Below are 22,288 nucleotides of genomic sequence, written 5' to 3' on the forward strand. Positions count from 1 at the left end.
ATGCCTGCAATGGATACCTTTTGGCTTTCCTGTCTTGAACATTTTGAGAAAGAGCTGAGTGCCCAGCAATTCAATACCTGGATCAAGCCGTTGCGCCTGGAGGTATCGCATAATACTCACGAGTCAACCGCCGTCGTCATCGCTCCCAACCGCTTCGTCATGCAATGGGTCAAGGACAATTTCCTGTCCCGCATCGAACAAATGGCGGGACTGCATTTTCCTCAAGCTATTCGTTTTCAATTGAAGCTTGCTGACCCGATTTCGGTAAAAACAACTGTTCGGGCTGTTGAAAATACTGATGCGGCGTTGCCGTCTGCAACGCCATCTTCAAATTCTGCCGCGTTTGGCGTACCTGTGGTGTCGGTGCAAAAATTTGCCATGGATGCAAGAGAAAAACGTGAAAAAAATCCGAGCCGTTTGAATCCATCATTCACCTTCAATAATTTCGTTACCGGAAAAGCAAATCAACTGGCGCGCGCGGGTGCCATTCAGGTTGCAGAACGTCCAGGCACCGCTTACAACCCATTTTTTATCTACGGTGGCGTCGGGCTGGGAAAAACGCACCTGATCCAGGCTATCGGTAATTTTGTACTGGAACACAACAGCACGGCCAAGGTCAGGTACATTCATTCAGAACAGTATGTTTCCGATGTAGTAAGGGCTTACCAACATAAAGCCTTTGATGATTTCAAACGATACTACCATTCCCTTGATGTACTGCTAATAGACGACATCCAGTTTTTCGGTGGCAAGAACCGTACGCAAGAAGAATTTTTCTATGCGTTCAATGCGCTGATCGAAGCACATAGACAGGTAATCATCACCTGCGACTCATACCCAAAAGAAATTTCGGGTATGGAGGAACGATTGATTTCCCGTTTTGGATGGGGCTTGACAGTGGCGGTCGAGCCGCCGGAGCTGGAGATGCGTGTCGCCATCCTGCTAAAAAAAGCGTTGATGGAAAACATCGTTCTGGATGAAAACGTCGCTTTTTTCATAGCCAAGCATATCCGTTCCAATGTGCGTGAACTCGAAGGCGCATTGAAACGAGTCCTGGCTTACTCCCGTTTTACCGGCCATTCGTTATCGCTGGACTTGGCGAGAGAAGCATTGAAAGATCTGCTAGCGGTACAGAATCGTCAAATTTCCATTGAAAATATACAGAAGACGGTTGCGGACTACTATAAAATCAAAGTGGCTGAAATGTATTCAAAAAAACGTTCACGCATCGTTGCGAGACCACGACAAATGGCCATGGCCATGGCCAAGGAACTGACCCCGCTGAGCCTGCCTGATATAGGTGAAGCCTTTGGTGGCAGGGATCACACCACCGTACTGCACGGATATCGGAAAATTGCCGAATTACGCGCATCGGACCCAGCGATCAATCGAGACTTTAATGCGTTGCTGCACATTCTGCGCGGTTGATAACAGCGAGGGCAATAAAAGGATGATTTGGGGATAACTCGTTTTTTTTGCGAGCTTGCAATTCTATCCACAAACTACCCACAGACCATACCGGCTTGATACCGGAAAAAAATAAAGGGTAACCGGTTGATGCAATTTCATTTTTTTTATTAATACCGGACTTACCCCGCTTTTATTAACTATTATTTAGGTTTTTAATACAATGAAACTAATAGAAACAGATCGGGATACTTTGCTTAAACCGTTGCAAACGGTTACTGGTATTGTCGAGCGTCGCCATACGTTGCCGATACTTTCCAACGTGCTGATAGAGCGAAAACAGGAGAAAATTTCGTTTATTGCAACTGATCTGGAAATTCAGATAACCACCTCTGTAGAAGACGTTAATCCGGCAGGTGAAGAACGCTCGGTTACGGTACCGGCGAAAAAACTTCAGGACATATTGCGTGCCCTTCCAGATAAGGTTCAAGTAACGCTGGAAACCGGTGAGAACAGGCTTCATGCCAAAGCGGGGAAAAGCCGTTTTAATTTACAAACCCTGCCTGTCGAGGATTTCCCTAAATTTCCAGAAAGTACGGAACCTCAGGCAAAAATAACAATTCAGCAGAAAGAGCTGAAACATATCCTGTCCATGGTTCAATATGCGATGGCGCAGCAGGACATCCGTTACTATTTGAACGGCCTCCTTTTACTGATGGAGGACAATTATCTGAAGGTTGTCGCTACCGATGGTCACCGCCTGGCATTTGCCTTGATGTTGCTGGCAGCGCCTCAGGAAAAAAAAGAAGTCATCCTGCCGCGCAAGGTGGTGCTGGAGCTTTCCAGGCTGTTGAATGACGTTGATGAGCCTGTCACAGTGGAATTCCTGCAAAATCAGGTCCGTTTCACCTTTTCAAATGTGATGCTGGTATCCAAAGTTGTGGATGGCAAATTTCCCGACTACAACCGTGTTATCCCGGAAGGCTACGAGAAACAGTTTGATATAAATCGACTGTTGCTCCTGCAGACGCTGCAGCGTGCATCGATTTTATCCAATGAAAAATTTCGCGGCGTCCGCCTGATATTGACATCGGGTAATCTTCGTATTGTGTGTAATAACAGTGAACAGGAAGAAGCGCAGGAAGAGCTGGAGCTTCAGTATGAAGGCGAAGCGCTGGATATAGGCTTCAATATCACCTATCTTCTCGATGTATTGAACCATCTGAATTGCGAGACGGTACGATGCGCATTTGGCGACGCCAACAGTAGTGCGCTTATTTCCATCCCCGGCAACAATGATTTCAAGTATGTCGTGATGCCGATGCGGATATGAACGACAGAGCAACCCCTCAATTGCGCCGACCCGCTATTTAAAACCAGTTTTGCGGAGGTATTCTTGCCGGACCGGTGGAATGGAAGCCGGCCCACGTTTCACGTGAAACTGAAGACAACTGAAGGAACAGGAAAATGAACGACAAAAACCGCACTCGACAGCAAAAAAATGAAAGTTCGACCGCCTATGGTTCGGACAGCATCAAAATCCTGAAGGGGCTTGATGCCGTGCGCAAGCGGCCAGGCATGTACATAGGCGATACGAGTGACGGCACCGGCTTGCATCATATGGTCTTCGAAGTGCTGGATAACGCCATTGACGAAGCGCTAGCGGGTCATTGTGACGAAATCTCCGTGATTATTCATCCCGATAATTCACTGACCGTACAGGACAATGGCCGGGGTATTCCTACCGGTATCAAGCACGATGACGAATTGAAACGCTCAGCCGCCGAAATCGTCATGACTGAACTGCATGCCGGCGGCAAGTTCGACGACAATTCGTATAAAGTATCAGGGGGACTGCATGGCGTTGGCGTTTCCGTGGTCAATGCCTTATCGGAATGGTTGCGCCTCACTATCCGCCGAAACGGGCAGGTTCATCAGATCGAGTTTCGCATGGGTGTTCCCGTGGGGCCGCTGGTGGTCACCGGCAAGACGGAACGCCGGGGTACGGAAGTACACTTCCTGGCAAGCAAGGAAATCTTCGGTGATATTGAATATCACTATGATATATTTGCAAAGCGTCTGCGCGAACTTTCCTTCCTCAACAACGGCGTTAAAATTCATCTGGTCGATCAGCGCAACGCCAAGGAAGAAATTTTCGCTTTCGTTGGAGGCGTAAGAAGTTTCGTCGAGTATGTCAACCGCACCAAGTCGGTTCTTCATCCGAATATTTTTTACGCTTCAGGCGAAAAAGACAACATCATGGTTGAAGTCTCGATGCAGTGGAACGATAGCTATACCGAACAGGTATTATGCTTTACCAATAATATTCCCCAAAAGGATGGAGGCACTCACCTCACCGGGTTACGTGCCGCCATGACACGCACGCTCAATAGCTATATCGAAAAAAACGAGGTGGCAAAAAAAGCCAAAATTGAAACTTCCGGCGACGATATGCGCGAGGGACTGTCCTGCGTTTTGTCCGTGAAGTTATTCGAGCCCAAATTTTCCTCGCAAACCAAGGAAAAACTCGTCTCCTCGGAAGTGCGCCCCGCGGTGGAGGAAATCGTATCGCAAAAATTGGCGGAGTTCCTTTTGGAGCAACCGCTGGATGCCAAGACGATCTGCGGCAAAATCATCGATGCGGCGCGGGCGCGCGAAGCAGCGCGAAAAGCGCGTGAATTGACTCGGCGTAAAGGCGTACTGGACGGCATGGGGTTGCCCGGAAAGCTTGCCGACTGCCAGGAAAAAAACCCCGCGCTCTCTGAGCTGTATCTGGTCGAAGGGGATTCCGCAGGCGGCTCGGCGAAGCAGGGGCGCGACCGCAAATTTCAGGCGATCCTGCCGTTGAAGGGAAAAATCCTGAATGTCGAAAGAGCCCGTTTCGACAAGTTGATTTCGTCGCAGGAAATCGCATCTCTCATTACTGCGCTTGGCACCGGAATCGGCAAGGACGAATACAATCCCGACAAATTGCGTTACCACCGCATCATTATCATGACCGATGCGGACGTGGATGGGTCGCACATCCGCACCCTGCTGCTTACTTTTTTTTATCGGCAAATGCCGGAATTGATCGAGCGTGGCCATATATTCATTGCCCAGCCGCCGTTGTACAAGATCAAGCACGGCAAGCAGGAACGCTACGTCAAGGACGACCACGAACTCAAACAATACCTGTTGGGTCTGGCGCTAGACGGAGCCGAATTGCATAACCAGGAAGATCAACCGCCTCTCACCGGAGAGACGCTGGAAAAGATCGCCAATGAATATCTGCTGGCCGAAGCCGTGATCGAGCGCATGAGCCGCCTTATCGACAGCGAAGTAATGCATACGTTGTTCCTGCATCCCGATATCGACTTAAGCAGCGAGCGCCTCGCTGCTGAAAGCGCGGCCAGGCTCGCAGCGCATGTTTCCAGGGTAAAAATTACACCGGAATACGATGCAGCCACCGAAGAGTTTCGGTTGCAAATTTCCCGCATGCATCACGGCAATGTTCGCACCACCTACCTCGATCAGGAATTTCTGCAGAGCGGCGACTATGCTCAAATCAAGCAAACCGCTGAAGCGCTCGATGGATTGATGGGACCAACGGCCTACGTCAGACGCGGTGAACAAAAACGAGCGGTAAGTAATTTCAAACAAGCGCTTGACTGGCTGCTGCAGGAGGTAAAAAAGGGCATTGGCACCCAGCGCTACAAGGGCTTGGGTGAAATGAACCCGGCACAGCTATGGGAAACCACCATGGATCCCGCAAGTCGCCGGTTGTTGCGTGCCCAGATCGAGGATAGCATCGCTGCCGACGAAATTTTCACCACCCTGATGGGTGACGTGGTCGAGCCGCGGCGTGCATTCATCGAAAACAATGCATTGGGAGTAAGAAATCTCGACGTATAGTCGTAATAACGATGGAAAATTTGGCAAGATAATTATCTATCTATCTTTTATTAAAATAATATCAAGGACTTAATTGACATGCTGTCCCCGAAACTGACCCTGGAAAAGGTCGACCCCGATCTCTGGCAAGCAATAAAAGGTGAAGTACAACGCCAGGAAGAATATATCGAGTTGATCGCCTCGGAAAATTATGCCAGCCCTGCAGTGATGCAAGCGCAGGGATCGGTGCTGACGAATAAATATGCTGAAGGTTATCCCGGCAAGCGGTACTACGGCGGCTGTGAATATGTAGATGTTGTGGAGCAGCTTGCGATAGACCGGCTGAAAGCATTGTTTGGTGCGGAGTACGTCAACGTTCAGCCGCATTCCGGTTCACAAGCCAATGCCGCGGTATATTTAACGGCATTGAAGCCCGGGGATACGCTGCTCGGCATGTCGCTCGCCCATGGCGGTCATTTGACGCATGGCGCCTCAGTCAACCTCAGCGGAAAAATATTCAACGCTGTTTCATACGGACTCGATCCTAAAACCGAAGAGCTCGATTACGACGAGGTGGCCCGCCTGGCGCACGAACACAAGCCCAAAATGATTGTAGCGGGGGCTTCCGCCTATGCGCTGGTTATAGATTGGAAACGCTTTCGTAAAATTGCTGATGAAGTAGGCGCTTACCTGTTCGTAGACATGGCTCACTACGCCGGGTTGGTGGCGGCAGGGTTTTATCCTAATCCCGTCGGTATTGCCGATTTTGTCACCAGCACTACGCACAAGACGTTACGCGGGCCGCGCGGCGGCGTGATCCTGGCTAGGCCAGAGCACGAGAAAGCGCTGAATTCCGCAATTTTTCCCCAGACCCAAGGGGGGCCGTTAATGCACGTGATTGCGGCCAAGGCGGTAGCGTTTAAAGAAGCCGCGAGTAAAGAGTTCAAGGATTACCAGGAACAGGTGATCGACAACGCGCGCGTAATGGCCAAGGTGTTGCAGGAGCGCGGACTGCGCATTGTATCGGGACGCACTGACTGCCACATGTTTCTGGTGGACCTTCGTGCCAAGTATATTACAGGCAAGCTGGCGGCGGAATCTTTGGAGCGGGCGCACATTACCGTCAACAAGAATGCCATTCCCAACGATCCGCAGAAACCTTTTGTCACCAGCGGAATCCGTATTGGTTCGCCTGCGATCACCACGCGCGGTTTTACGGAAATAGAAGCGGAACAATTGGCAAACCTGATCGCCGATGTGCTGGACGCGCCTACGGATGTCGCGGTGATTTCGCAAGTGGCGGAACAGGCAAAAGCACTCTGTGCAAAATTCCCGGTATACGGAACAAACTGCTGATTGCGTTACATGCACGCATTATATCGACCCATGTCCGCTGAGCACCTTCGGTCGGTGGGTCGTATCTATTCACTCTCTGAATTTGTGTCATGAAATGCCCGTTTTGCAACGCAGATGACACAAGCGTGATAGATTCCCGCGTCAGCGAGGAAGGCGACAGGATACGTCGTCGTCGCCGTTGTCTCACCTGCGACAAACGTTTTACCACTTACGAAACGGTGGAATTGCGTTTACCTCAAGTGGTAAAACAGGACGGTAATCGCGCTGAGTTCGATCGCAAAAAATTGCTGACGAGCTTCGTGCGAGCTTTACACAAGCGCCCGGTCCCGACCGCGGATGTGGACGGAGCGATGGATCGCATTGTGCAAAAACTTTTAAACCTGGGCGAACGCGAGATCCCCACGCGCAGGATTGGCGAGATGGTGATGGAGGAACTCTACAAGCTGGACAAAGTCGCTTATATCCGCTTTGCATCGGTTTACAGAAGTTTCCAGGATGCAGATGATTTTCACAATGCGATCAAAGAGCTGCAAAAACCGCAGAAGAAGAGAGAAGAGAAAAAATCCTGATGGTAACTTCGCGAATCCATCATTTCTTCGTATCTTCCCGGAACAAAGCAATAATCGCACCGAAGCCGTAAACCTATTCCGCAATTTCGATCAATTGAAATGATGGGCCTCCTATGTTTTCGTCAACCGATTACAGCTTTATGGCCCAGGCTTTGCGGCTTGCCGAAAAAGGACTCTATAGCACAAGCCCTAATCCCCGCGTGGGTTGTGTGCTGGTGCGCGACGGCCAGGTCATTGGCAGCGGCTGGCATGAACGTGCAGGCGGGCATCACGCCGAGATAAATGCGCTCGCCGCTGCCGCTACCGGTGCAGCACAAGGCGCGATCGCTTATCTCACGCTGGAGCCCTGCAGTCATCACGGACGAACTCCCCCTTGCACCGAAGCATTGATCAAGGCGGGCATTGCAAAACTGATAATAGCCATGGAAGATCCGAATCCCCTGGTATCAGGCAGAGGCTGTGCATCCCTGCAAGCGGCAGGGATAGAGGTGCAATCCGGGCTGATGGAAGCGGAAGCAAGGGCGCTCAATATCGGTTTTATCTCGCGCATGGCGCGCAAGCGTCCCTGGATCAGGATGAAAATTGCTGCGAGCCTCGACGGCAAAACCGCGCTCAACAATGGTACTAGTCAATGGATAACCGGCGAAGCGGCGCGTCGCGACGGGCATCGTCTTCGTGCCCGCTCTTGCGCGGTTCTCACCGGCATTGGCACGGTCCTGGCGGACGATCCGCAGCTCACCGTACGTCACGTAAACACATCCAGGCAGCCGTTGGGAGTGGTAGTCGATAGCCGACTCGATATTCCGGTAGATGCCGGGCTGTTGCGCGGCGGCGGAGAACTGATTTTTACCGCGACCGCCAGCGAGGGAAAAATCCTGGCGTTGCGTGAGGTGGGGGCTCGTGTCATCGTATTGCCGGGAGAAAATGGCGGTGTTGATCTCGCTGGTATGATGCAGCAGCTTGCCGACTTTGAAATAAACGAAGTGCTGATCGAGGCGGGTTTCAAACTGAATGGCTCTCTCATCAACGCGGGGCTGGTGGATGAGCTGATAATTTATCTCGCGCCGTGTCTGATAGGTGATGCGGCGCGCGGCATGATGAAATTACCCGAACTGGCAAATCTTGCGGATAAGCGCGCACTCAAGATAAATGATGTGCGGATGGTGGGGACGGACATACGGCTCACCTGCGGTTTTTCATAAATCGCTTGAGAACCCATTCGTACCATGCCTTATGCTTTAGCGGGGTTCTTGGTGAGCTTCCGTTGCAAGGTGCGCCGATGCATATTCAGTGCTCTTGCTGTTACGGAAACATTACCTTTATTCTCATTTAACACACGCTGAATATACTCCCACTCCAGGCGGCCGACGGATAACGGATGCGCACTGATCTGCACATCCGCGTCGCCTGTAGTGCGCTCGAACGCCATCATGATTTCATTGACGTCGACCGGTTTGGCAAGATAATGCATTGCCCCGAGTTTGATTGCTTCCACTGCGGTGGCAATGCTGGCATAACCGGTCAACATGACAATTCGGGTACCCGGATCGAGCGCATTCAATTTTTCAACCAAAGTCAATCCTGAAGTGCCGGGCAGCCTTAGATCAATAACGGCATACTCAGGGGTACATGCTTCGACGCACTCCAGGGCCTGCTCGACGGTATGCGCACACGTAACGTTGAATCCGCGTTTAGTCATTGCGTTCGCAAGTACCGTACAAAAAGTCAAGTCGTCGTCGACAATGAGTAACGCCGGGCGATCATCCACTTCCGCTGTTGATAACGTTGTCATATCGATTGCCGTATCAGGGGTAATGTAACTTGAGTACAGGCGCCGCCTACCCGATTGGTCAGGCGTACCCTGCCGCCAAACCGCTCGATATTCGCATTTGCCAGAAATAAACCTATCCCGAAACCCTGCCCCGAGGCTTTGCTCGTAAAGAAAGGCTGGCCTGCGCGCTGTACGGCTTCCCCGGTTAATCCGTCACCATAATCGAGAATCTGAAGATGCAGTTCCTGGTAATTCCAGCTGACTTCGATCTCGATATGCTTCAGGGACGCATCCGCCGCGTTGTTCAACAGATTTAAAATCGACTGGCTCAGCAATTGCGTATTGAGTATCTGTGGAGCAGGCTGTACGCCACTGTCATGATAAGTAAATTGGACGGAAGGTCGCATCAATTGCCATTTGTCCAGCACTTGTCGCAAAAAGGAATCGACAGCCTGGCCGCTGCCCTCCTCGGCCCGTGCTTGTCCGGCATCGGCCAATAATTGTGTCAGCGTATGTTTACACTGGGTGATCTGATCGCGCAGTATCCTGATATTGTCTTGAAATTCACGGTTCTCTTTATATTCGTCCTGCAGTTCCCCGGTGACAACCGCCATCGTCGCCAGCGGCGTACCGAGCTCATGTGCGGCGCCGGCCGCCAGCGTGCCCAATGCAATGATCTGTTCGTTACGCAGCGCCTGTTCGCGTGCCAGTGCCAGATCCTTGTCGCGCTCGCGAATGGATATGCCCATCTTGACAACAAACCAGGCGATCAACATGGTACTTAACACGAAGGCCAACCACATGCCCGACACATGCAGATTAAATTCGCTGTTGTGTTCCTCATGATCATGCGGCAGCGGCAGGTAATAAAATAGCATCAGCGTATAGCAGCTTATTGTAACGGCAGCCATCACCCACGTGTAGGCCCAAGGCAGCGCGGCGGCGGCTATCGTCAGCGGCAGGAGATACAGCGATATAAACGGGTTGGTCGACCCGCCGCTGAAATACAGCAGTGCGCTCAATGCAAAAACGTCAACCAGCAGCTGAGCGAAAAATTCGATGCTCGAGACCGGCCATTTGCGGCGCAGGCGTATCCATGTCGCCAGATTCAATACGGCCAGCATCACCGTTACCGCCACCATTTCCGCCCAGGGCAACTGCATGTTCAGCACCCAGTACGCCAGGGCAAAAGTCGTGCACTGCGCGGCAATCACGATATTCCTGAGCAGGAACAAGCGCTGCAAATTCTTGCTTAAGGGCGACTGGCTGAGATCACTGAACATTTCTGTTGCTGGTCTGTGTGCGGTGTCTTTGTGTATGATGTAGTTTCACAGGAACAACAGGGGAACTCCCGGTTTGCACCGTAGGTCAGGCTACGGCTACGCGCATAGCCGTGTGTCTGTTCATGCTTATTTTATCAGCTGGGTTGCCAACCGGGCGCTTCAGGCATGATTTGTTCTGGATACCCCGAACATTAGCGTATATTGCCACCCACGACCATGCGGCAAATTGCCGCACACCTCATATGAGCAGATGCAGGCAATGAGATTATTGTATTCAAGAGCGGAGAGCGCTTGATGTTCACCGGAATTGTCGAAGCCGTCGGCGAGATAAAGCAAGTCCGTTCCCTGCAGGGGGGCATAAGCTTGAGTATTGCGCCAGGCATGCTGAACCTGGAAGATGTGGAAACGGGGGATAGCATTGCAGTAAATGGTGTATGCCTTACCGTTACCAGTGTAGCAAACGACATGTTTTCTGTAGATGTCTCACGCGAGACATTGGATTGTACCGAAGGCCTGGATAAGCCTGGCGAGCAAGTCAACCTCGAAAGGGCGCTATTATTGTCCGACAGGCTTGACGGCCATCTGGTGAGCGGCCACGTGGACGCAAGCGGCGAAGTCATCAAGCTGGAGCCCGCAGGCGAAAGTTATACCCTGGTGATCAAGGCGCCGGATGCATTATTAAAGTATATTGCCAGAAAGGGTTCAATCTGTGTGAACGGCGTCAGCCTGACGGTGAACCGGATAGCGGGAAACGAGCTGGAGATCAATCTCATCCCTCACACCCTGGCCGTTACGACATTGAAGAATCTGAAGATGGGCGCGAAAGTAAACCTGGAAGTGGATATGTTGGCGCGATACGTAGAGCGATTGATGGGAATTGCATAAGAATGACTGAAATTTGACATGATAATCAGCTCGATTCAGGAAATAATTGCCGACATCAAGGCCGGCAAGATGGTAATCCTCGTGGATGAGGAAAACCGGGAAAATGAAGGAGACCTGATCCTGGCCGCCGATTTCGTCACCCCGGCAGCGATCAATTTCATGGCGACGCATGGGCGGGGCCTGATCTGCCTGACGCTGACCGAGGAGCGCTGCCGCAAACTGAATCTACCGCTGATGGTGGTGGCCAATCGCTCGCCGCTGGGTACGAATTTCACGGTTTCCATCGAGGCGGCCAGCGGCGTTACCACCGGTATTTCAGCGGGCGATCGCGCACGTACTGTGCAGGCGGCGGTAAATCCGGATGCGAAGCCCGATGATATTGTCCAGCCAGGGCATATTTTTCCGTTGATGGCGCAAACCGGGGGAGTGCTCGTGCGTGCCGGCCACACCGAGGCCGGCTGTGACCTGGCAAATTTGGCGGGGTTGAGTTCCGCCTCCGTAATCTGCGAAATCCTGAAGGACGATGGCAGTATGGCGCGTCTGCCGGATCTGGTCGAATTTGCCGCAAAGCATCAGCTCAAAATTGGCGCGATCGCAGACCTCATTCATTACCGCAGTCGTACCGAAAGTCTTGTCAAGCGCGTGGCCGAGCGCCCCATCCGGACGGTTCACGGTGAATTCCGCCTCGTTGCCTATCTCGATAAAACGGTTAACGCCACCCATCTGGCGTTAGTGAAAGGCACGATCGATCCCGTTACTGAAACGCTGGTGCGAGTGCATGAGCCGCTTTCCGTCATGGATCTGCTCGATATCAGTGACGAGACACATTCCTGGAACGTAAATGATACGCTTCAGGTAATCGCGGGCGCGAGTAGCGGCGTGATCGTCCTGCTGCATTGCAGGGAAAGCGCGGCTGAGCTGATGGAACGCGTGATGCCGGCAAAATCCACACATTGCGTTGCCGCCAGGACAGACTTGCGCGATTATGGTATTGGCGCACAGATACTCAAGGATCTTGGTGTGGGCAAGATGCGGTTGCTGGCCGTCCCGCGAAAAATGCCGAGCATGGCGGGTTTTGGACTCGAAGTAACCGGATATCTGGAGCCGGAGGAAAAAAAGCCGGTTACCAAGCCGCTAAAGTCGAACTAGCGCAATGCATCGGCACGGGTCGGGAAATATTGTCAAAGGATATCGGGAGCAGCTGGGAAAATTCGGGTGAATGCGCTTGGTGGCCGATTGTTTAATGACCGGTTGGCACGTTTTATCTGTTGCCGTCAGATTTGTTTAAAGGAGTAAAACATGGCACGTTACGAAAACATTCTTGAACTTGAGCCCGATCTTAACGGCGGAGAGTTACGTATCGGCATCGTTATGAGTCGTTTTAACATCGATGTGAGCGACGGATTGCTTAGTGCTTGCACTGCGGAGCTGGTGAAGCGAGGCGTGGAGGAATCGGGCATGCTGCTGGTGACGGTTCCCGGCGCGCTGGAAATTCCTATGGCGCTGCAAAAGATGGCTTTGACCGACCAGTTTGATGCGCTGATAGCATTGGGCGCGGTGATACGCGGCGATACCTATCATTTCGAGGTCGTATCCAATCAATCCACCAGCGGCGTGGCCGCGGTGCAATTGGACACCGGCATCCCTATCGCCAACGGCATCCTCACCACCGATACCGATGACCAGGCATTGGCGCGCATGAGCCATAAAGGAACCGAGGCAGCCTTGGTCGCGATAGAGATGGCTAATCTAATGCGAGACCTCGACGAAGTGACCCAATAAGCATTATCCAATGACACAGACAAAACCGGTCGCCAAACAGACAACCCCGTCGTCAGAACAGTCTGCGGGAGATTCGGGAGCAACCACAATCAGGCCGGGTCGGAAAACCCGGCGCCGGCTAGCCCGTGAACTGGCTTTGCAAGGACTTTATCAATGGTGCGTGGCGGGTGGAACCCTTGAGGCCATCGAAACACAACTGCGCGAGACCAAGGAATTTCCAAGGACAGATGGGAAATATTTTTCAGGTTTGCTGCGAGGCGTTCTGGCGAATGCCGCGGAACTGGAGAAGCATATTCAGCCTTATCTCGACCGGCCTTTCAAGGAACTCAGTCCAGTGGAGATTGCCATACTGCTCCTCGGTACCCACGAACTGGAAAGTCATCCTGAAATACCCTATCGAGCAGTCATCAATGAAGCGGTGGAGCTCGCGAAAAGCTACGGCGGCACCGATGGACATAGATATGTGAACGGTGTATTGGATAAATTGGCAGCCAAGCTCCGTGCGGCCGAGGTCAATGCAAGGGCCTGATCTCCTTGAAAGTGCATTCCGAATTCGAAATCATCCAGCGGTACTTTTCCCGTCCGGCACCCAGCGCGGTGTTGGGGATAGGCGACGACGCGGCACTCATCAAGCCGGCGGCAGAGATGGAGCTGGCGGTTTCCACCGATATGCTGGTATCTGGCCAGCATTTTTTTGCGAATGCCGATCCATGCAAGTTGGGCCACAAATCGTTGGCAGTGAATCTTTCAGACATGGCAGCGATGGGGGCAATGCCGCGCTGGGCCACCCTTTCACTGGCACTTCCCGAAAAAACAGCGGAGGATGAGGAATGGCTGCAAGCATTCTCCAGTGGATTTTTCAGGCTTGCCCGCACGCATCAGGTAGAGCTTATCGGTGGCGATACCACAAAGGGACCGCTCAATATCTGCGTTACCATCATGGGTGAAGTGGCCAAAGGAAAAGCATTGCGTCGCAGCGGTGCCAGGCCGGACGACGATATCTGGGTATCGGGCCATCTGGGAGATGCCGCGCTGGGGCTCGCTCACCAGCAACAACGCATCACGCTTGAAGCCGGCGAACTCAACGGGTGTCTTTCCGCGCTGCACAGCCCCACGCCCCGTGTCGCCCTGGGGCAGCGACTGATCGGTCTTGCCCACAGCGCCATCGATATTTCCGACGGGTTGTTGGCTGATCTGGGGCATATTCTGCAAAATTCAAACGTCGCGGCTATCATTCACATGGATGAGATAAATTGCTCGGCATCAATCAAAAAACGCCTCCCTCATCCATTGGCCAAGAAGTGTTTGCTGGCTGGCGGCGATGATTACGAACTCTGTTTTACCGCCCCCCGGACTGCGCGTGCAAAAATCGAAATGCTTTCCCGCGAAGAGGGGGTTCAACTCACCCGCATCGGCAGAATCGGCGAAGGCGCGGGCCTAGTCGTGCTGGATGCGGCAGGCGGGGCAGTCAAGGTCGAGGTGAAAGGGTATGACCACTTCCATGTCGAGCAGTCACTCTGACAACGGCGATGATAAGCGGATAGGTGGCCAAATCGATGGTCGGCCAGCGCCTGAGCCGGAGATCGAACCAACCTCGAAATCTGAAGCCGAGCTTTTAGCGCAATCCGAACCTACCCTGCCGCGTCCCAATAAGGATTTTGTGCGGCGCCATACTGCGCATTTCATCGCATTTGGCGGCGGCGCCGGCTTGAGCCCGGTTGCGCCCGGCACGGTGGGAACGCTGGTTGCATTCCCCTTGTTCTGGATTTTGGCTCTCTTCCTCGATCCAGTTGAATTTCTCCTGCTGATCGTTGCCTTATTTATCATTGGCATCTGGGCGTGCAGCGTTACCGGAAAGGCACTCGGTAATCACGATCATGGGGGCATGGTCTGGGACGAGATAACCGCTTTTCTGCTGATACTGCTTTTTACGCCCCATGACCTGCGATGGCAGGCATCCGCATTTCTGCTTTTTCGTTTGTTCGATATAATCAAGCCGCCGCCGATCCGATATTACGATAGAACATTGCGCGGCGGCTTCGGCGTGATGTTCGATGACTTGCTGGCTGCGTTCCTGACACTGCTTTGCCTCGCCGCATGGAAAGCGTTTGTCATATAGGCCATCTGATACGGATCATTGCAAGGAGTAAATTCGGAAGGGGTTGATGACATGGATGACATGGTACTTCAGGATCTCGTCAGACAAGCAGGGATAGCGCTAGCCCAGGAGGAGTTACTGCTGGCGACAGCCGAATCGTGTACCGGAGGATGGCTGGGCCAGGTCATCACATCGATAGCCGGAAGTTCAGCCTGGTATGAGCGCGGCTTTATCACCTATGCTGTCCGCTCAAAACATGAAATGCTGGGTGTGAGTGATTTGACTCTCGAGCAATATGGCGAGGTATCGGAGCAGGCCGCATCCGAAATGGCGGCGGGTGCGATTGCGCGAAGCCACGCCCAGGTCGCGGTGTCCATTACCGGCATTGCCGGTCCCGAGGGTGGCACACCGGAAAAACCGGTAGGAACGGTATGTTTTGCCTGGATAATGAAAGAAGGGATGGCACTCACCGAAACTCGATATTTCAGCGGCAACCGCGAGGAGATAAGACGCCAATCGGTCGCGGGAGCGCTGCAGGGTGTAATAGACCTGTTACATAGCATCCCACCGAAAGTCGCGTAAACAGGTTATCGTTCAATGGCAATTCCAGGCTTCTCTTTGCTGTGGCGCAGCCTGGTTACCCACATCATAAACCCCCTGGGATGTCGCATCCGACCGGCTTGCGTAAGCGGCCGATGCTGGTTGGCGAAATCCCCATAAGCTTCGATCCAGTTGACTCATCCAGCGTATCGAAGCGTACCTTATAGTGCGGTAACCACGGCGGCATTGCAGCTACCAGGGCTTGCGGCACATCAAATCGGTTGCAAGCCATAGCCCGAAAACATTGTAGACAAAAGTAGTGGGAAGGCCGCTGGACGGCGTACTTGCGCCGAAACGCAAACCGAGCGGAACGCGTCCAGTATCATTTACTTGCCAGCGGGCCCAGCCGACGATAGCGGCTGCGTATCGATTCAAGATAAATCCGTTTCTCACGTTTGCCCATGTCGATAACCTTCTCTGGTTCGGTTATCAATTTGGGGCAACGTATTTTCCCGAGATACTTCTTCGGTTGTTTTTTATTGAGAAAATTTGCATTGAGCATACTGCGATATACCATGGTGGATCTGAATTAAAATAAAAGAGTCATGATATTCATCTATCCCGTCGTGCTTGGAGCCTTCCTGTCCGGCATGATTTTGCCCCCTGCCGTGGCTAATGCCCCCGCCAAGGCGCCCCATGCCTCAGAGACCCCTGATCAGATCTTCTTGCGGGTGTGGCCCTCCGTCGTTGCCGTGGACATGGTTGATGCCGGCGGTAATCGCATTGGCCCGGGCAGCGGCGTGTTGATCGGGGAGGACGAGGTGATAACCACTTGCCAGGTAGTCAAGGAAGGGAAGCAAGGAGAGGTGCGAAAACCCGGCAGCACCTTCAAGGCCGTGCTGCAATACGCCCGGCCAGACCTTGATGTTTGCCAGTTGAGAGTGTCCCGGATGCAAGCTGTGCCCATCGTCTTGGGTACAGCTAAAAAGCTCAGAACCGGCCAGCGCGTCTATGCGATCGGTACGCAAGGAGCACGGGAGGGACGGGAACCGATCCTGAGCGAAGGGGTGATATCCAGTTTGAGACCGTATCAGGGCTCGCAATACATCGAGATATCTGTCCTCGTTTCCCCGGCGTCCAGTGGCGGCGGGTTGTTCGACGATCAGGGGCGATTGATTGGGATCCTCTCGCGCCAGTTTGTAGAAGGTCAGCATCTCACTTTCGCACTACCAGTGGATTGGATAAGCGAATTGGCAAAGGAGGAGCCGACCAGCTCGGCACCAGCAAAAAATAATGGAATAAACTGGCTTAGCCATGCCTTGGCACTGGAAAAGAAAGCTGACTGGCACGGTCTCCTGAAACTCTCCCGACAGGAGGTCAAGCGCAATCCCGCAAATGCAGCGGCGTGGTTCAGCGTAGGGACTGCTTTTGCTAACCTCAAGCAATATAACCAGGCGATTCAAGCCTATCGAGAAGCCATACACAACGAGACCGAATATGGCGACGCCTGGCATAGCCTGGGTGTTGCCTATGCCAATCTCAAAGAATACGATAACGCGATCCAGGCTTATGAGGATGCGCTACGCATGCAGCCGGACAATGCCGGGATCTGGTACGACCTGGGCAATACCTACTACGACATCAAACAGTACGCATATGCGGTACACGCCTATCGGGATGCGCTAAGCATACAGCCGGCGAATCCCGACGCCTGGTACAGTCTGGGTAATACCTACGACGCCATGAAACTCTATGGCGAGACGATCGAGGCCTATCGGGAAACGGTGCGCATTCAGCCCGAGAATGCCGAGGCCTGGTATAGCCTGGGCGTAGCCTATGCGCGCCTGGATGAGCGAGACAAGATGCGGGAGGTTTATCAGACCCTACGCAAGCTGGACCCGACGAGAGCGGAGCGGTATTTCAACACTTATATCCTGCCTTGAATAATGCCGAAGCGAAATAACCTGCTCCAATCAACCCATCGGCGCATACTCCAGCTTGATCGCGTTGAATAAATGTAGAAATCAGGCAGGCCAAACACGTTGTCATTCCCCTCCCGCTTCCCGGCCGAGGTCACCTATGCGATAATTCACCCTACCCTACAAAGGAAAAACCTCATGGATGAAAACAGAAGCAAGGCGCTGGCGGCGGCCCTTTCCCAGATCGAGAAGCAGTTTGGCAAAGGTTCGATCATGCGCCTGGGCGCCAACGAGGTTGCCAGAGACATCCAGGTAATTTCCACGGGTTCGCTCGGTCTCGATATCGCGCTGGGCGTGGGCGGGCTGCCCCGCGGCCGGGTAATCGAAATCTACGGCCCGGAGTCCTCCGGCAAAACCACCCTCACCCTGCAAGTCATCGCGCAAATGCAAAAGATGGGGGGTACTGCTGCATTCATCGATGCGGAGCACGCGCTCGATCCCCAGTATGCGCAAAAAATCGGTGTCAACGTACAGGAATTATTGATTTCCCAGCCCGACAATGGCGAACAGGCGCTGGAAATCGCCGATATGCTGGTGCGCTCGGGCTCGGTTGATGTAGTGGTGGTGGACTCGGTCGCCGCCTTGACGCCGCGAGCGGAGATAGAGGGGGAAATGGGCGAACCGCAGATGGGCCTGCAAGCGAGATTGATGTCCCAGGCCTTGCGCAAACTTACCGCCAACATCAAGCGCAGCAATACCATGGTAATTTTCATCAACCAGATACGCATGAAAATCGGCGTCATGTTCGGCAGTCCCGAAACCACAACCGGCGGCAATGCATTGAAATTCTACGCGTCGGTGCGCCTCGATATACGCCGCACCGGCTCCATCAAGAAGGGCGACGAGGTAATCGGCAGCGAAACGCGCGTGAAGGTGGTAAAGAATAAGGTTGCGCCGCCATTCAAGCAGGCGGAATTCGATATTCTTTACGGAGAGGGCATTTCGCGTGAAGGCGAAATCGTCGAGTTGGGCGTACAGCATAAACTGATCGAAAAGGCCGGGGCCTGGTATTCCTACAAGGGCGAAAAAATAGGCCAGGGCAAGGATAATGCGCGCGAGTTCCTGAAAGAACACCGCGACATTGCCATGGAAATAGAAGCGAGGGTCCGCGAGGCCGTAGGCGTCGCCAACCCGGCTGTCGAAACCGCGAACGCAGAGTAGTCGCAGCGTATTTTATTGCATCGTCGAGGCCGTCATGACGCGTGCGCCGAGCCTGAAAACCCGCGCGCTGGGTTATCTGGCCCGTCGCGAGCATTCTCGGTTGGAGCTGGAAAGAAAGCTCGCTCGCCATGCCCAAACTCCCGAAGAACTTTCCTCCATGCTGGACACGCTTGAGCAGCGAGGCTTTCTATCTGCGGCTCGCATGGTCGAGCACGTGGTACACATTCGCAGAGGTAGATTCGGCAGTCAGCGGATAGTGCATGAATTGCGTGAAAAAGGTATTGCAGAGAATTTAATCGCCGCGGTGTTGCCCAACATCAAGGAAGCTGAGCAGGATAACGCACGCGAGGTATGGCGGAAAAAGTTTGGTGTGATGCCTGCCGACACAAAAGAACTCGGCAGGCAGATGCGTTTCCTGGCGGGACGCGGTTTTACAACGGAAGTGATACGCCAGGTATTGCGTAATCCTGATAAGGAAGAAGCTTGACAGACCGCTTGGCTCACCGGTTGGTTCGAATCATTCTGGCAATTGCGACTGCGGGGGTTGTGCTGGGTGGTTGCAATCCCATGAATACCACGCCCATCAGCGAAATAAACGCCTCCCCTGCAAATTTTGACGGCAAGGAGGTCGTGCTTCGCGGCGTGGTAAAAGCGCCTACGCGGCTTCCGTTATTAAATCTGAAGTCGTATGTATTGAAAGATGACAGCGGAGAAATCGATATTTTGACCGAAGGCGATCTGCCGAAAGTCGATGAAAAAATCAGCGTGAGAGTAAAGGTTGCAAATATTGCAATTATCAATGGCGAACCGCTGGGAACGACGGTAACGGAAATAGCGCGGCACTAGCCGAGTCAGTAGGCGTGCCATAGGCGTGATTGAAGCCCGTCCATCATTCATTATCGTTCAAATGAAGTCGAGATGAAAAGCAGCGAAATCAGGCAACAATTTCTTGAATTTTTCGAATCGCACGGCCATACGGTCGTGGCGTCGAGCCCCCTCGTTCCCGGCAACGATCCTACGCTATTGTTCACCAATGCGGGCATGGTGCAATTCAAGGATGTATTTCTCGGCCAGGATAAGCGGCCTTATGTGCGCGCGGCGAGTTCGCAGCGCTGCGTGCGCGCGGGCGGCAAGCACAATGATCTCGAAAATGTAGGCTACACCGCACGGCATCACACGTTTTTCGAAATGCTGGGCAATTTCAGCTTCGGCGATTACTTCAAACGCCAGGCCATCAAATTCGCGTGGGAATTTCTTACCGTTGTCCTGAAGATTCCCGAAGGGAAACTGTGGATCACGGTCTATGCCGAGGACGACGAAGCCGCCGATATCTGGCTCAACGAGGTGGGCATTGACGCCTCGCGCTTCACGCGCATCGCCACCATGGACAACTTCTGGCAGATGGGCGATATCGGCCCTTGCGGCCCTTGTTCCGAAATTTTCTACGACCATGGTCCGGAGATCGCGGGCGGCCCGCCGGGCACGCCCGAGGCGGAGGGCGACCGCTATGTCGAAATATGGAATCTGGTATTCATGCAATACAACCGGGATAGCGCGGGCGTGCTGCATCCGCTGCCCCGGCCGTCGGTAGATACGGGCATGGGATTGGAGCGCATTTCCGCGGTCATGCAGCAGGTCCACAGCAATTATGAGATCGACTTGTTTCAGGATCTGATCAGGGTGGCGGCGCAAGTAACGGACACCGTCGATTTATCCAGCAGTTCCCTCAAGGTGATTGCCGATCATATTCGTGCCTGCGCCTTTCTCATCGCCGATGGCGTGATACCCGGCAATGAGGGCCGCGGCTACGTACTCCGGCGCATCATCCGCCGCGCCATTCGTCACGGCTATAAGCTTGGGCAAAAACAACCTTTCCTTTATTTGCTGGTGGAAGAACTGGCACGTGTGATGGGGCAGGCCTATCCGGAATTGGTCGACGCCAGGGTTCGTATCGAGGCGGTACTGAAGCAGGAGGAAGAACGTTTCGCCGAAACGCTGGAAAACGGCATGCAGTTGCTTGAAGCAGCGCTTTGCCAGGAAAGCCGGCTATTGGATGGCGAAGCCTTGTTCCGACTCTATGATACCTTCGGTTTTCCGCTGGATCTCACCGCGGATATTGCGCGTGAACGCGGCATCGAAATAGACCGGGCCGGGTTTGAGCAGGCCATGGAGCGCCAGCGCGAGCGTGCCAGGGCAACGAGCAAATTCACCATGCAGGATGGGATAACGTACAGCGGGCCCTCAACGGCATTCCATGGCTACGAAAACCTGCAGCATGAAGGGCAAATACTTGCTCTCTATAAGGAAGGCAGCCGGGTCGACTTCATCGAGGCCGGGGATGAGGCGGTGGTTGTACTCGACAGTACTCCTTTTTATGCCGAATCCGGCGGGCAAGTAGGGGACAGTGGCGAACTGCACCCAGCCAATGGCACCTTTGCCGTATCGGATACGCAAAAAATCCAGGCGGATGTATTTGGTCATAAAGGGTTGATGCGCAGCGGGCGGCTGGTCACCGGCGATAGGGTGCTGGCGAAGGTCGATCGCGACGCACGGGCACGCACGGAGCGCAACCATTCCGTCACGCACTTGATGCACAAGGCGCTGCGGCAGGTATTGGGCGCCCATGTGCAGCAAAAAGGCTCGCTGGTCGATGCCAGCAAGACGCGTTTCGACTTCGTGCACAACCAGCCTGTGACGGATGCGGAAATTCGCCAGGTGGAAGTTTTGGTGAATGCCGAAATCCTGGCCAATGCAGCGACCACGGCGCGCCTGATGACAATAGAGGACGCCAGGAAAACAGGCGCGATGATGTTGTTCGGCGAGAAGTATGGCGACGAAGTGCGCGTGCTGGATATCGGCACTTCACGTGAACTGTGCGGCGGTACGCACGTCAAGCGTACCGGCGATATCGGGCTCTTCAAGATCGTGGCCGAATCGGGCGTGGCTGCGGGTATCCGTCGTCTGGAAGCAGTGACGGGCGAGAATGCACTGGCTTACATCCAGGAACGGGAATCGCAATTGCAGCAGGTAGCGGACGCGGTGAAGGTGCAACCGCAGGAAGCAGCCGCGCGCATAGCGCAAATTCTCGATAACGTGAAACATCTGGAAAGAGAGCTCGGGCGACTGAAGTCGAAGCTCGCCAGTTCGCAAGGCGACGACCTTGCCGGGCAGGCCCGCGAGATTAAAGGCGCTAAAGTGCTCGCAATTTGCCTGGACGATGCGGATTCCAGGACCTTGCGCGAAGCGCTGGACAAGTTCAAGAATAAATTACAGTCCTGTGTCGTAGTGTTGAGCGCGATAGAAGATGGAAGAGTCAAGCTCATCGCAGGCGTTACTTCCGATCTGGCGACGAAGGTGAAGGCAGGCGAACTGGTCAATTTCGTGGCACAGCAAGTGGGTGGCAAGGGCGGCGGGCGCGCCGACATGGCTCAGGCAGGTGGAACCCAGCCTGATAATCTGCCCGCTGCCTTGGAAAGCGTTGCCGGCTGGGTTGAACAACGGCTGTAAGAAGCGACAGGAATTTTTTGGAAAAACGCTTCGCGGTATTGCGTTGCTTCCTCAGCAATTGAACCTGTTTTTTTTGA

At 53.5% G+C, this 22,288-nt stretch carries 21 protein-coding genes; 18 read left to right on the forward strand and 3 right to left on the reverse strand.

What is annotated here, in order from left to right:
- The 6 genes from dnaA (at position 1) to ribD (ending at position 8,407) form a co-directional block, all read left to right on the forward strand.
- On the forward strand, positions 1–1,428 hold the full coding sequence (gene dnaA / locus KJS40_RS00005) for a chromosomal replication initiator protein DnaA (RefSeq protein ID WP_213538557.1): 1,428 nt from the start codon (positions 1–3) through the stop codon (positions 1,426–1,428).
- Between the two features lie 202 nt (positions 1,429–1,630).
- Positions 1,631–2,740, forward strand: coding sequence for a DNA polymerase III subunit beta (gene dnaN, locus KJS40_RS00010; protein WP_213538558.1), 1,110 nt, complete (start codon positions 1,631–1,633; stop codon positions 2,738–2,740).
- Between the two features lie 134 nt (positions 2,741–2,874).
- Entirely contained in the window at positions 2,875–5,301 is a 2,427-nt protein-coding gene (gene gyrB, locus KJS40_RS00015; protein WP_213538559.1) for a DNA topoisomerase (ATP-hydrolyzing) subunit B, read from the forward strand.
- A gap of 78 nt (positions 5,302–5,379) precedes the next feature.
- The gene (gene glyA / locus KJS40_RS00020; RefSeq protein ID WP_213538560.1) at positions 5,380–6,636 is read left to right on the forward strand and encodes a serine hydroxymethyltransferase; all 1,257 of its coding nucleotides are present in this window, start codon (positions 5,380–5,382) and stop codon (positions 6,634–6,636) included.
- Between the two features lie 89 nt (positions 6,637–6,725).
- Entirely contained in the window at positions 6,726–7,205 is a 480-nt protein-coding gene (nrdR, locus tag KJS40_RS00025) for a transcriptional regulator NrdR (protein ID WP_213538561.1), read from the forward strand.
- A gap of 113 nt (positions 7,206–7,318) precedes the next feature.
- A complete protein-coding gene (ribD, locus tag KJS40_RS00030; protein WP_213538562.1) occupies positions 7,319–8,407 on the forward strand; it encodes a bifunctional diaminohydroxyphosphoribosylaminopyrimidine deaminase/5-amino-6-(5-phosphoribosylamino)uracil reductase RibD in 1,089 nt (362 codons plus the stop codon).
- Between the two features lie 29 nt (positions 8,408–8,436).
- Here ribD and KJS40_RS00035 read toward each other — a convergent pair whose 3' ends face one another.
- Together KJS40_RS00035 and KJS40_RS00040 are read right to left on the reverse strand one after the other, a co-directional pair.
- Positions 8,437–8,997 (reverse strand): response regulator transcription factor, encoded by a 561-nt coding sequence (locus KJS40_RS00035; RefSeq protein ID WP_213538563.1) that lies wholly within the window; start codon positions 8,995–8,997, stop codon positions 8,437–8,439.
- Positions 8,994–10,259 (reverse strand): ATP-binding protein, encoded by a 1,266-nt coding sequence (locus KJS40_RS00040; protein ID WP_213538564.1) that lies wholly within the window; start codon positions 10,257–10,259, stop codon positions 8,994–8,996. The genes KJS40_RS00035 and KJS40_RS00040 overlap by 4 nt, the downstream gene beginning before the upstream one ends.
- 294 nt (positions 10,260–10,553) lie before the next feature.
- Between KJS40_RS00040 and KJS40_RS00045 the strand changes: the two genes are divergently transcribed.
- The 7 genes from KJS40_RS00045 to KJS40_RS00075 all read left to right on the forward strand — a co-directional run bounded on the left by KJS40_RS00045 (position 10,554) and on the right by KJS40_RS00075 (position 15,606).
- Complete coding sequence (locus tag KJS40_RS00045; RefSeq protein ID WP_213538565.1) at positions 10,554–11,144, forward strand: riboflavin synthase; 591 nt, start codon at positions 10,554–10,556, stop codon at positions 11,142–11,144.
- Between the two features lie 18 nt (positions 11,145–11,162).
- A complete protein-coding gene (ribBA, locus tag KJS40_RS00050) occupies positions 11,163–12,293 on the forward strand; it encodes a bifunctional 3,4-dihydroxy-2-butanone-4-phosphate synthase/GTP cyclohydrolase II (RefSeq protein WP_213538566.1) in 1,131 nt (376 codons plus the stop codon).
- A gap of 150 nt (positions 12,294–12,443) precedes the next feature.
- Entirely contained in the window at positions 12,444–12,926 is a 483-nt protein-coding gene (gene ribH, locus KJS40_RS00055; RefSeq protein WP_025041494.1) for a 6,7-dimethyl-8-ribityllumazine synthase, read from the forward strand.
- Between the two features lie 10 nt (positions 12,927–12,936).
- Entirely contained in the window at positions 12,937–13,455 is a 519-nt protein-coding gene (gene nusB / locus KJS40_RS00060) for a transcription antitermination factor NusB (protein WP_213538567.1), read from the forward strand.
- A gap of 11 nt (positions 13,456–13,466) precedes the next feature.
- Positions 13,467–14,447, forward strand: coding sequence for a thiamine-phosphate kinase (gene thiL / locus KJS40_RS00065; RefSeq protein ID WP_213538568.1), 981 nt, complete (start codon positions 13,467–13,469; stop codon positions 14,445–14,447).
- On the forward strand, positions 14,416–15,045 hold the full coding sequence (locus KJS40_RS00070; protein ID WP_348529536.1) for a phosphatidylglycerophosphatase A: 630 nt from the start codon (positions 14,416–14,418) through the stop codon (positions 15,043–15,045). Before thiL ends, KJS40_RS00070 begins: the two co-directional genes overlap by 32 nt.
- A 51-nt stretch (positions 15,046–15,096) precedes the next feature.
- The gene (locus KJS40_RS00075) at positions 15,097–15,606 is read left to right on the forward strand and encodes a nicotinamide-nucleotide amidohydrolase family protein (protein WP_213538569.1); all 510 of its coding nucleotides are present in this window, start codon (positions 15,097–15,099) and stop codon (positions 15,604–15,606) included.
- A 210-nt stretch (positions 15,607–15,816) separates the two neighbouring features.
- Here KJS40_RS00075 and KJS40_RS00080 read toward each other — a convergent pair whose 3' ends face one another.
- Positions 15,817–15,999 carry a hypothetical protein gene (locus tag KJS40_RS00080; RefSeq protein WP_213538570.1) on the reverse strand — a complete coding sequence of 61 codons (183 nt, stop codon included), beginning with the start codon at positions 15,997–15,999 and terminating at the stop codon, positions 15,817–15,819.
- A 170-nt stretch (positions 16,000–16,169) separates the two neighbouring features.
- Here KJS40_RS00080 and KJS40_RS00085 point away from each other — a divergent pair, with 170 nt between their 5' ends.
- The 5 genes from KJS40_RS00085 to alaS all read left to right on the forward strand — a co-directional run bounded on the left by KJS40_RS00085 (position 16,170) and on the right by alaS (position 22,211).
- Positions 16,170–17,507, forward strand: a complete 1,338-nt coding sequence (locus KJS40_RS00085; protein WP_213538571.1) for a tetratricopeptide repeat-containing serine protease family protein — start codon at positions 16,170–16,172, stop codon at positions 17,505–17,507.
- A 174-nt stretch (positions 17,508–17,681) separates the two neighbouring features.
- On the forward strand, positions 17,682–18,704 hold the full coding sequence (recA, locus tag KJS40_RS00090) for a recombinase RecA (RefSeq protein WP_213538572.1): 1,023 nt from the start codon (positions 17,682–17,684) through the stop codon (positions 18,702–18,704).
- Positions 18,705–18,738: 34 nt separating this feature from the next.
- Positions 18,739–19,191, forward strand: a complete 453-nt coding sequence (recX, locus tag KJS40_RS00095) for a recombination regulator RecX (RefSeq protein ID WP_213538573.1) — start codon at positions 18,739–18,741, stop codon at positions 19,189–19,191.
- The gene (locus KJS40_RS00100) at positions 19,188–19,550 is read left to right on the forward strand and encodes a hypothetical protein (protein WP_244859628.1); all 363 of its coding nucleotides are present in this window, start codon (positions 19,188–19,190) and stop codon (positions 19,548–19,550) included. Before recX ends, KJS40_RS00100 begins: the two co-directional genes overlap by 4 nt.
- Positions 19,551–19,622: 72 nt before the next feature.
- Entirely contained in the window at positions 19,623–22,211 is a 2,589-nt protein-coding gene (gene alaS, locus KJS40_RS00105) for an alanine--tRNA ligase (RefSeq protein ID WP_213538574.1), read from the forward strand.
- Positions 22,212–22,288: the final 77 nt, after the last annotated feature.

The sequence above is a fragment of the Nitrosospira sp. NRS527 genome (assembly GCF_018406445.1).
Lineage (GTDB): Bacteria > Pseudomonadota > Gammaproteobacteria > Burkholderiales > Nitrosomonadaceae > Nitrosospira > Nitrosospira briensis.

Coding starts and splice junctions, on each gene's coding strand:
- dnaA (WP_213538557.1), top strand. CDS start 1: ATGCCTGCAATGGATACCTTTTGGCTTTCCTGTCTTGAACATTTTGAG.
- dnaN (WP_213538558.1), top strand. CDS start 1,631: ATGAAACTAATAGAAACAGATCGGGATACTTTGCTTAAACCGTTGCAA.
- gyrB (WP_213538559.1), top strand. CDS start 2,875: ATGAACGACAAAAACCGCACTCGACAGCAAAAAAATGAAAGTTCGACC.
- glyA (WP_213538560.1), top strand. CDS start 5,380: ATGCTGTCCCCGAAACTGACCCTGGAAAAGGTCGACCCCGATCTCTGG.
- nrdR (WP_213538561.1), top strand. CDS start 6,726: ATGAAATGCCCGTTTTGCAACGCAGATGACACAAGCGTGATAGATTCC.
- ribD (WP_213538562.1), top strand. CDS start 7,319: ATGTTTTCGTCAACCGATTACAGCTTTATGGCCCAGGCTTTGCGGCTT.
- KJS40_RS00035 (WP_213538563.1), bottom strand. CDS start 8,997: ATGACAACGTTATCAACAGCGGAAGTGGATGATCGCCCGGCGTTACTC.
- KJS40_RS00040 (WP_213538564.1), bottom strand. CDS start 10,259: ATGTTCAGTGATCTCAGCCAGTCGCCCTTAAGCAAGAATTTGCAGCGC.
- KJS40_RS00045 (WP_213538565.1), top strand. CDS start 10,554: ATGTTCACCGGAATTGTCGAAGCCGTCGGCGAGATAAAGCAAGTCCGT.
- ribBA (WP_213538566.1), top strand. CDS start 11,163: ATGATAATCAGCTCGATTCAGGAAATAATTGCCGACATCAAGGCCGGC.
- ribH (WP_025041494.1), top strand. CDS start 12,444: ATGGCACGTTACGAAAACATTCTTGAACTTGAGCCCGATCTTAACGGC.
- nusB (WP_213538567.1), top strand. CDS start 12,937: ATGACACAGACAAAACCGGTCGCCAAACAGACAACCCCGTCGTCAGAA.
- KJS40_RS00070 (WP_348529536.1), top strand. CDS start 14,416: ATGACCACTTCCATGTCGAGCAGTCACTCTGACAACGGCGATGATAAG.
- KJS40_RS00075 (WP_213538569.1), top strand. CDS start 15,097: ATGGATGACATGGTACTTCAGGATCTCGTCAGACAAGCAGGGATAGCG.
- KJS40_RS00085 (WP_213538571.1), top strand. CDS start 16,170: ATGATATTCATCTATCCCGTCGTGCTTGGAGCCTTCCTGTCCGGCATG.
- recA (WP_213538572.1), top strand. CDS start 17,682: ATGGATGAAAACAGAAGCAAGGCGCTGGCGGCGGCCCTTTCCCAGATC.
- recX (WP_213538573.1), top strand. CDS start 18,739: ATGACGCGTGCGCCGAGCCTGAAAACCCGCGCGCTGGGTTATCTGGCC.
- alaS (WP_213538574.1), top strand. CDS start 19,623: ATGAAAAGCAGCGAAATCAGGCAACAATTTCTTGAATTTTTCGAATCG.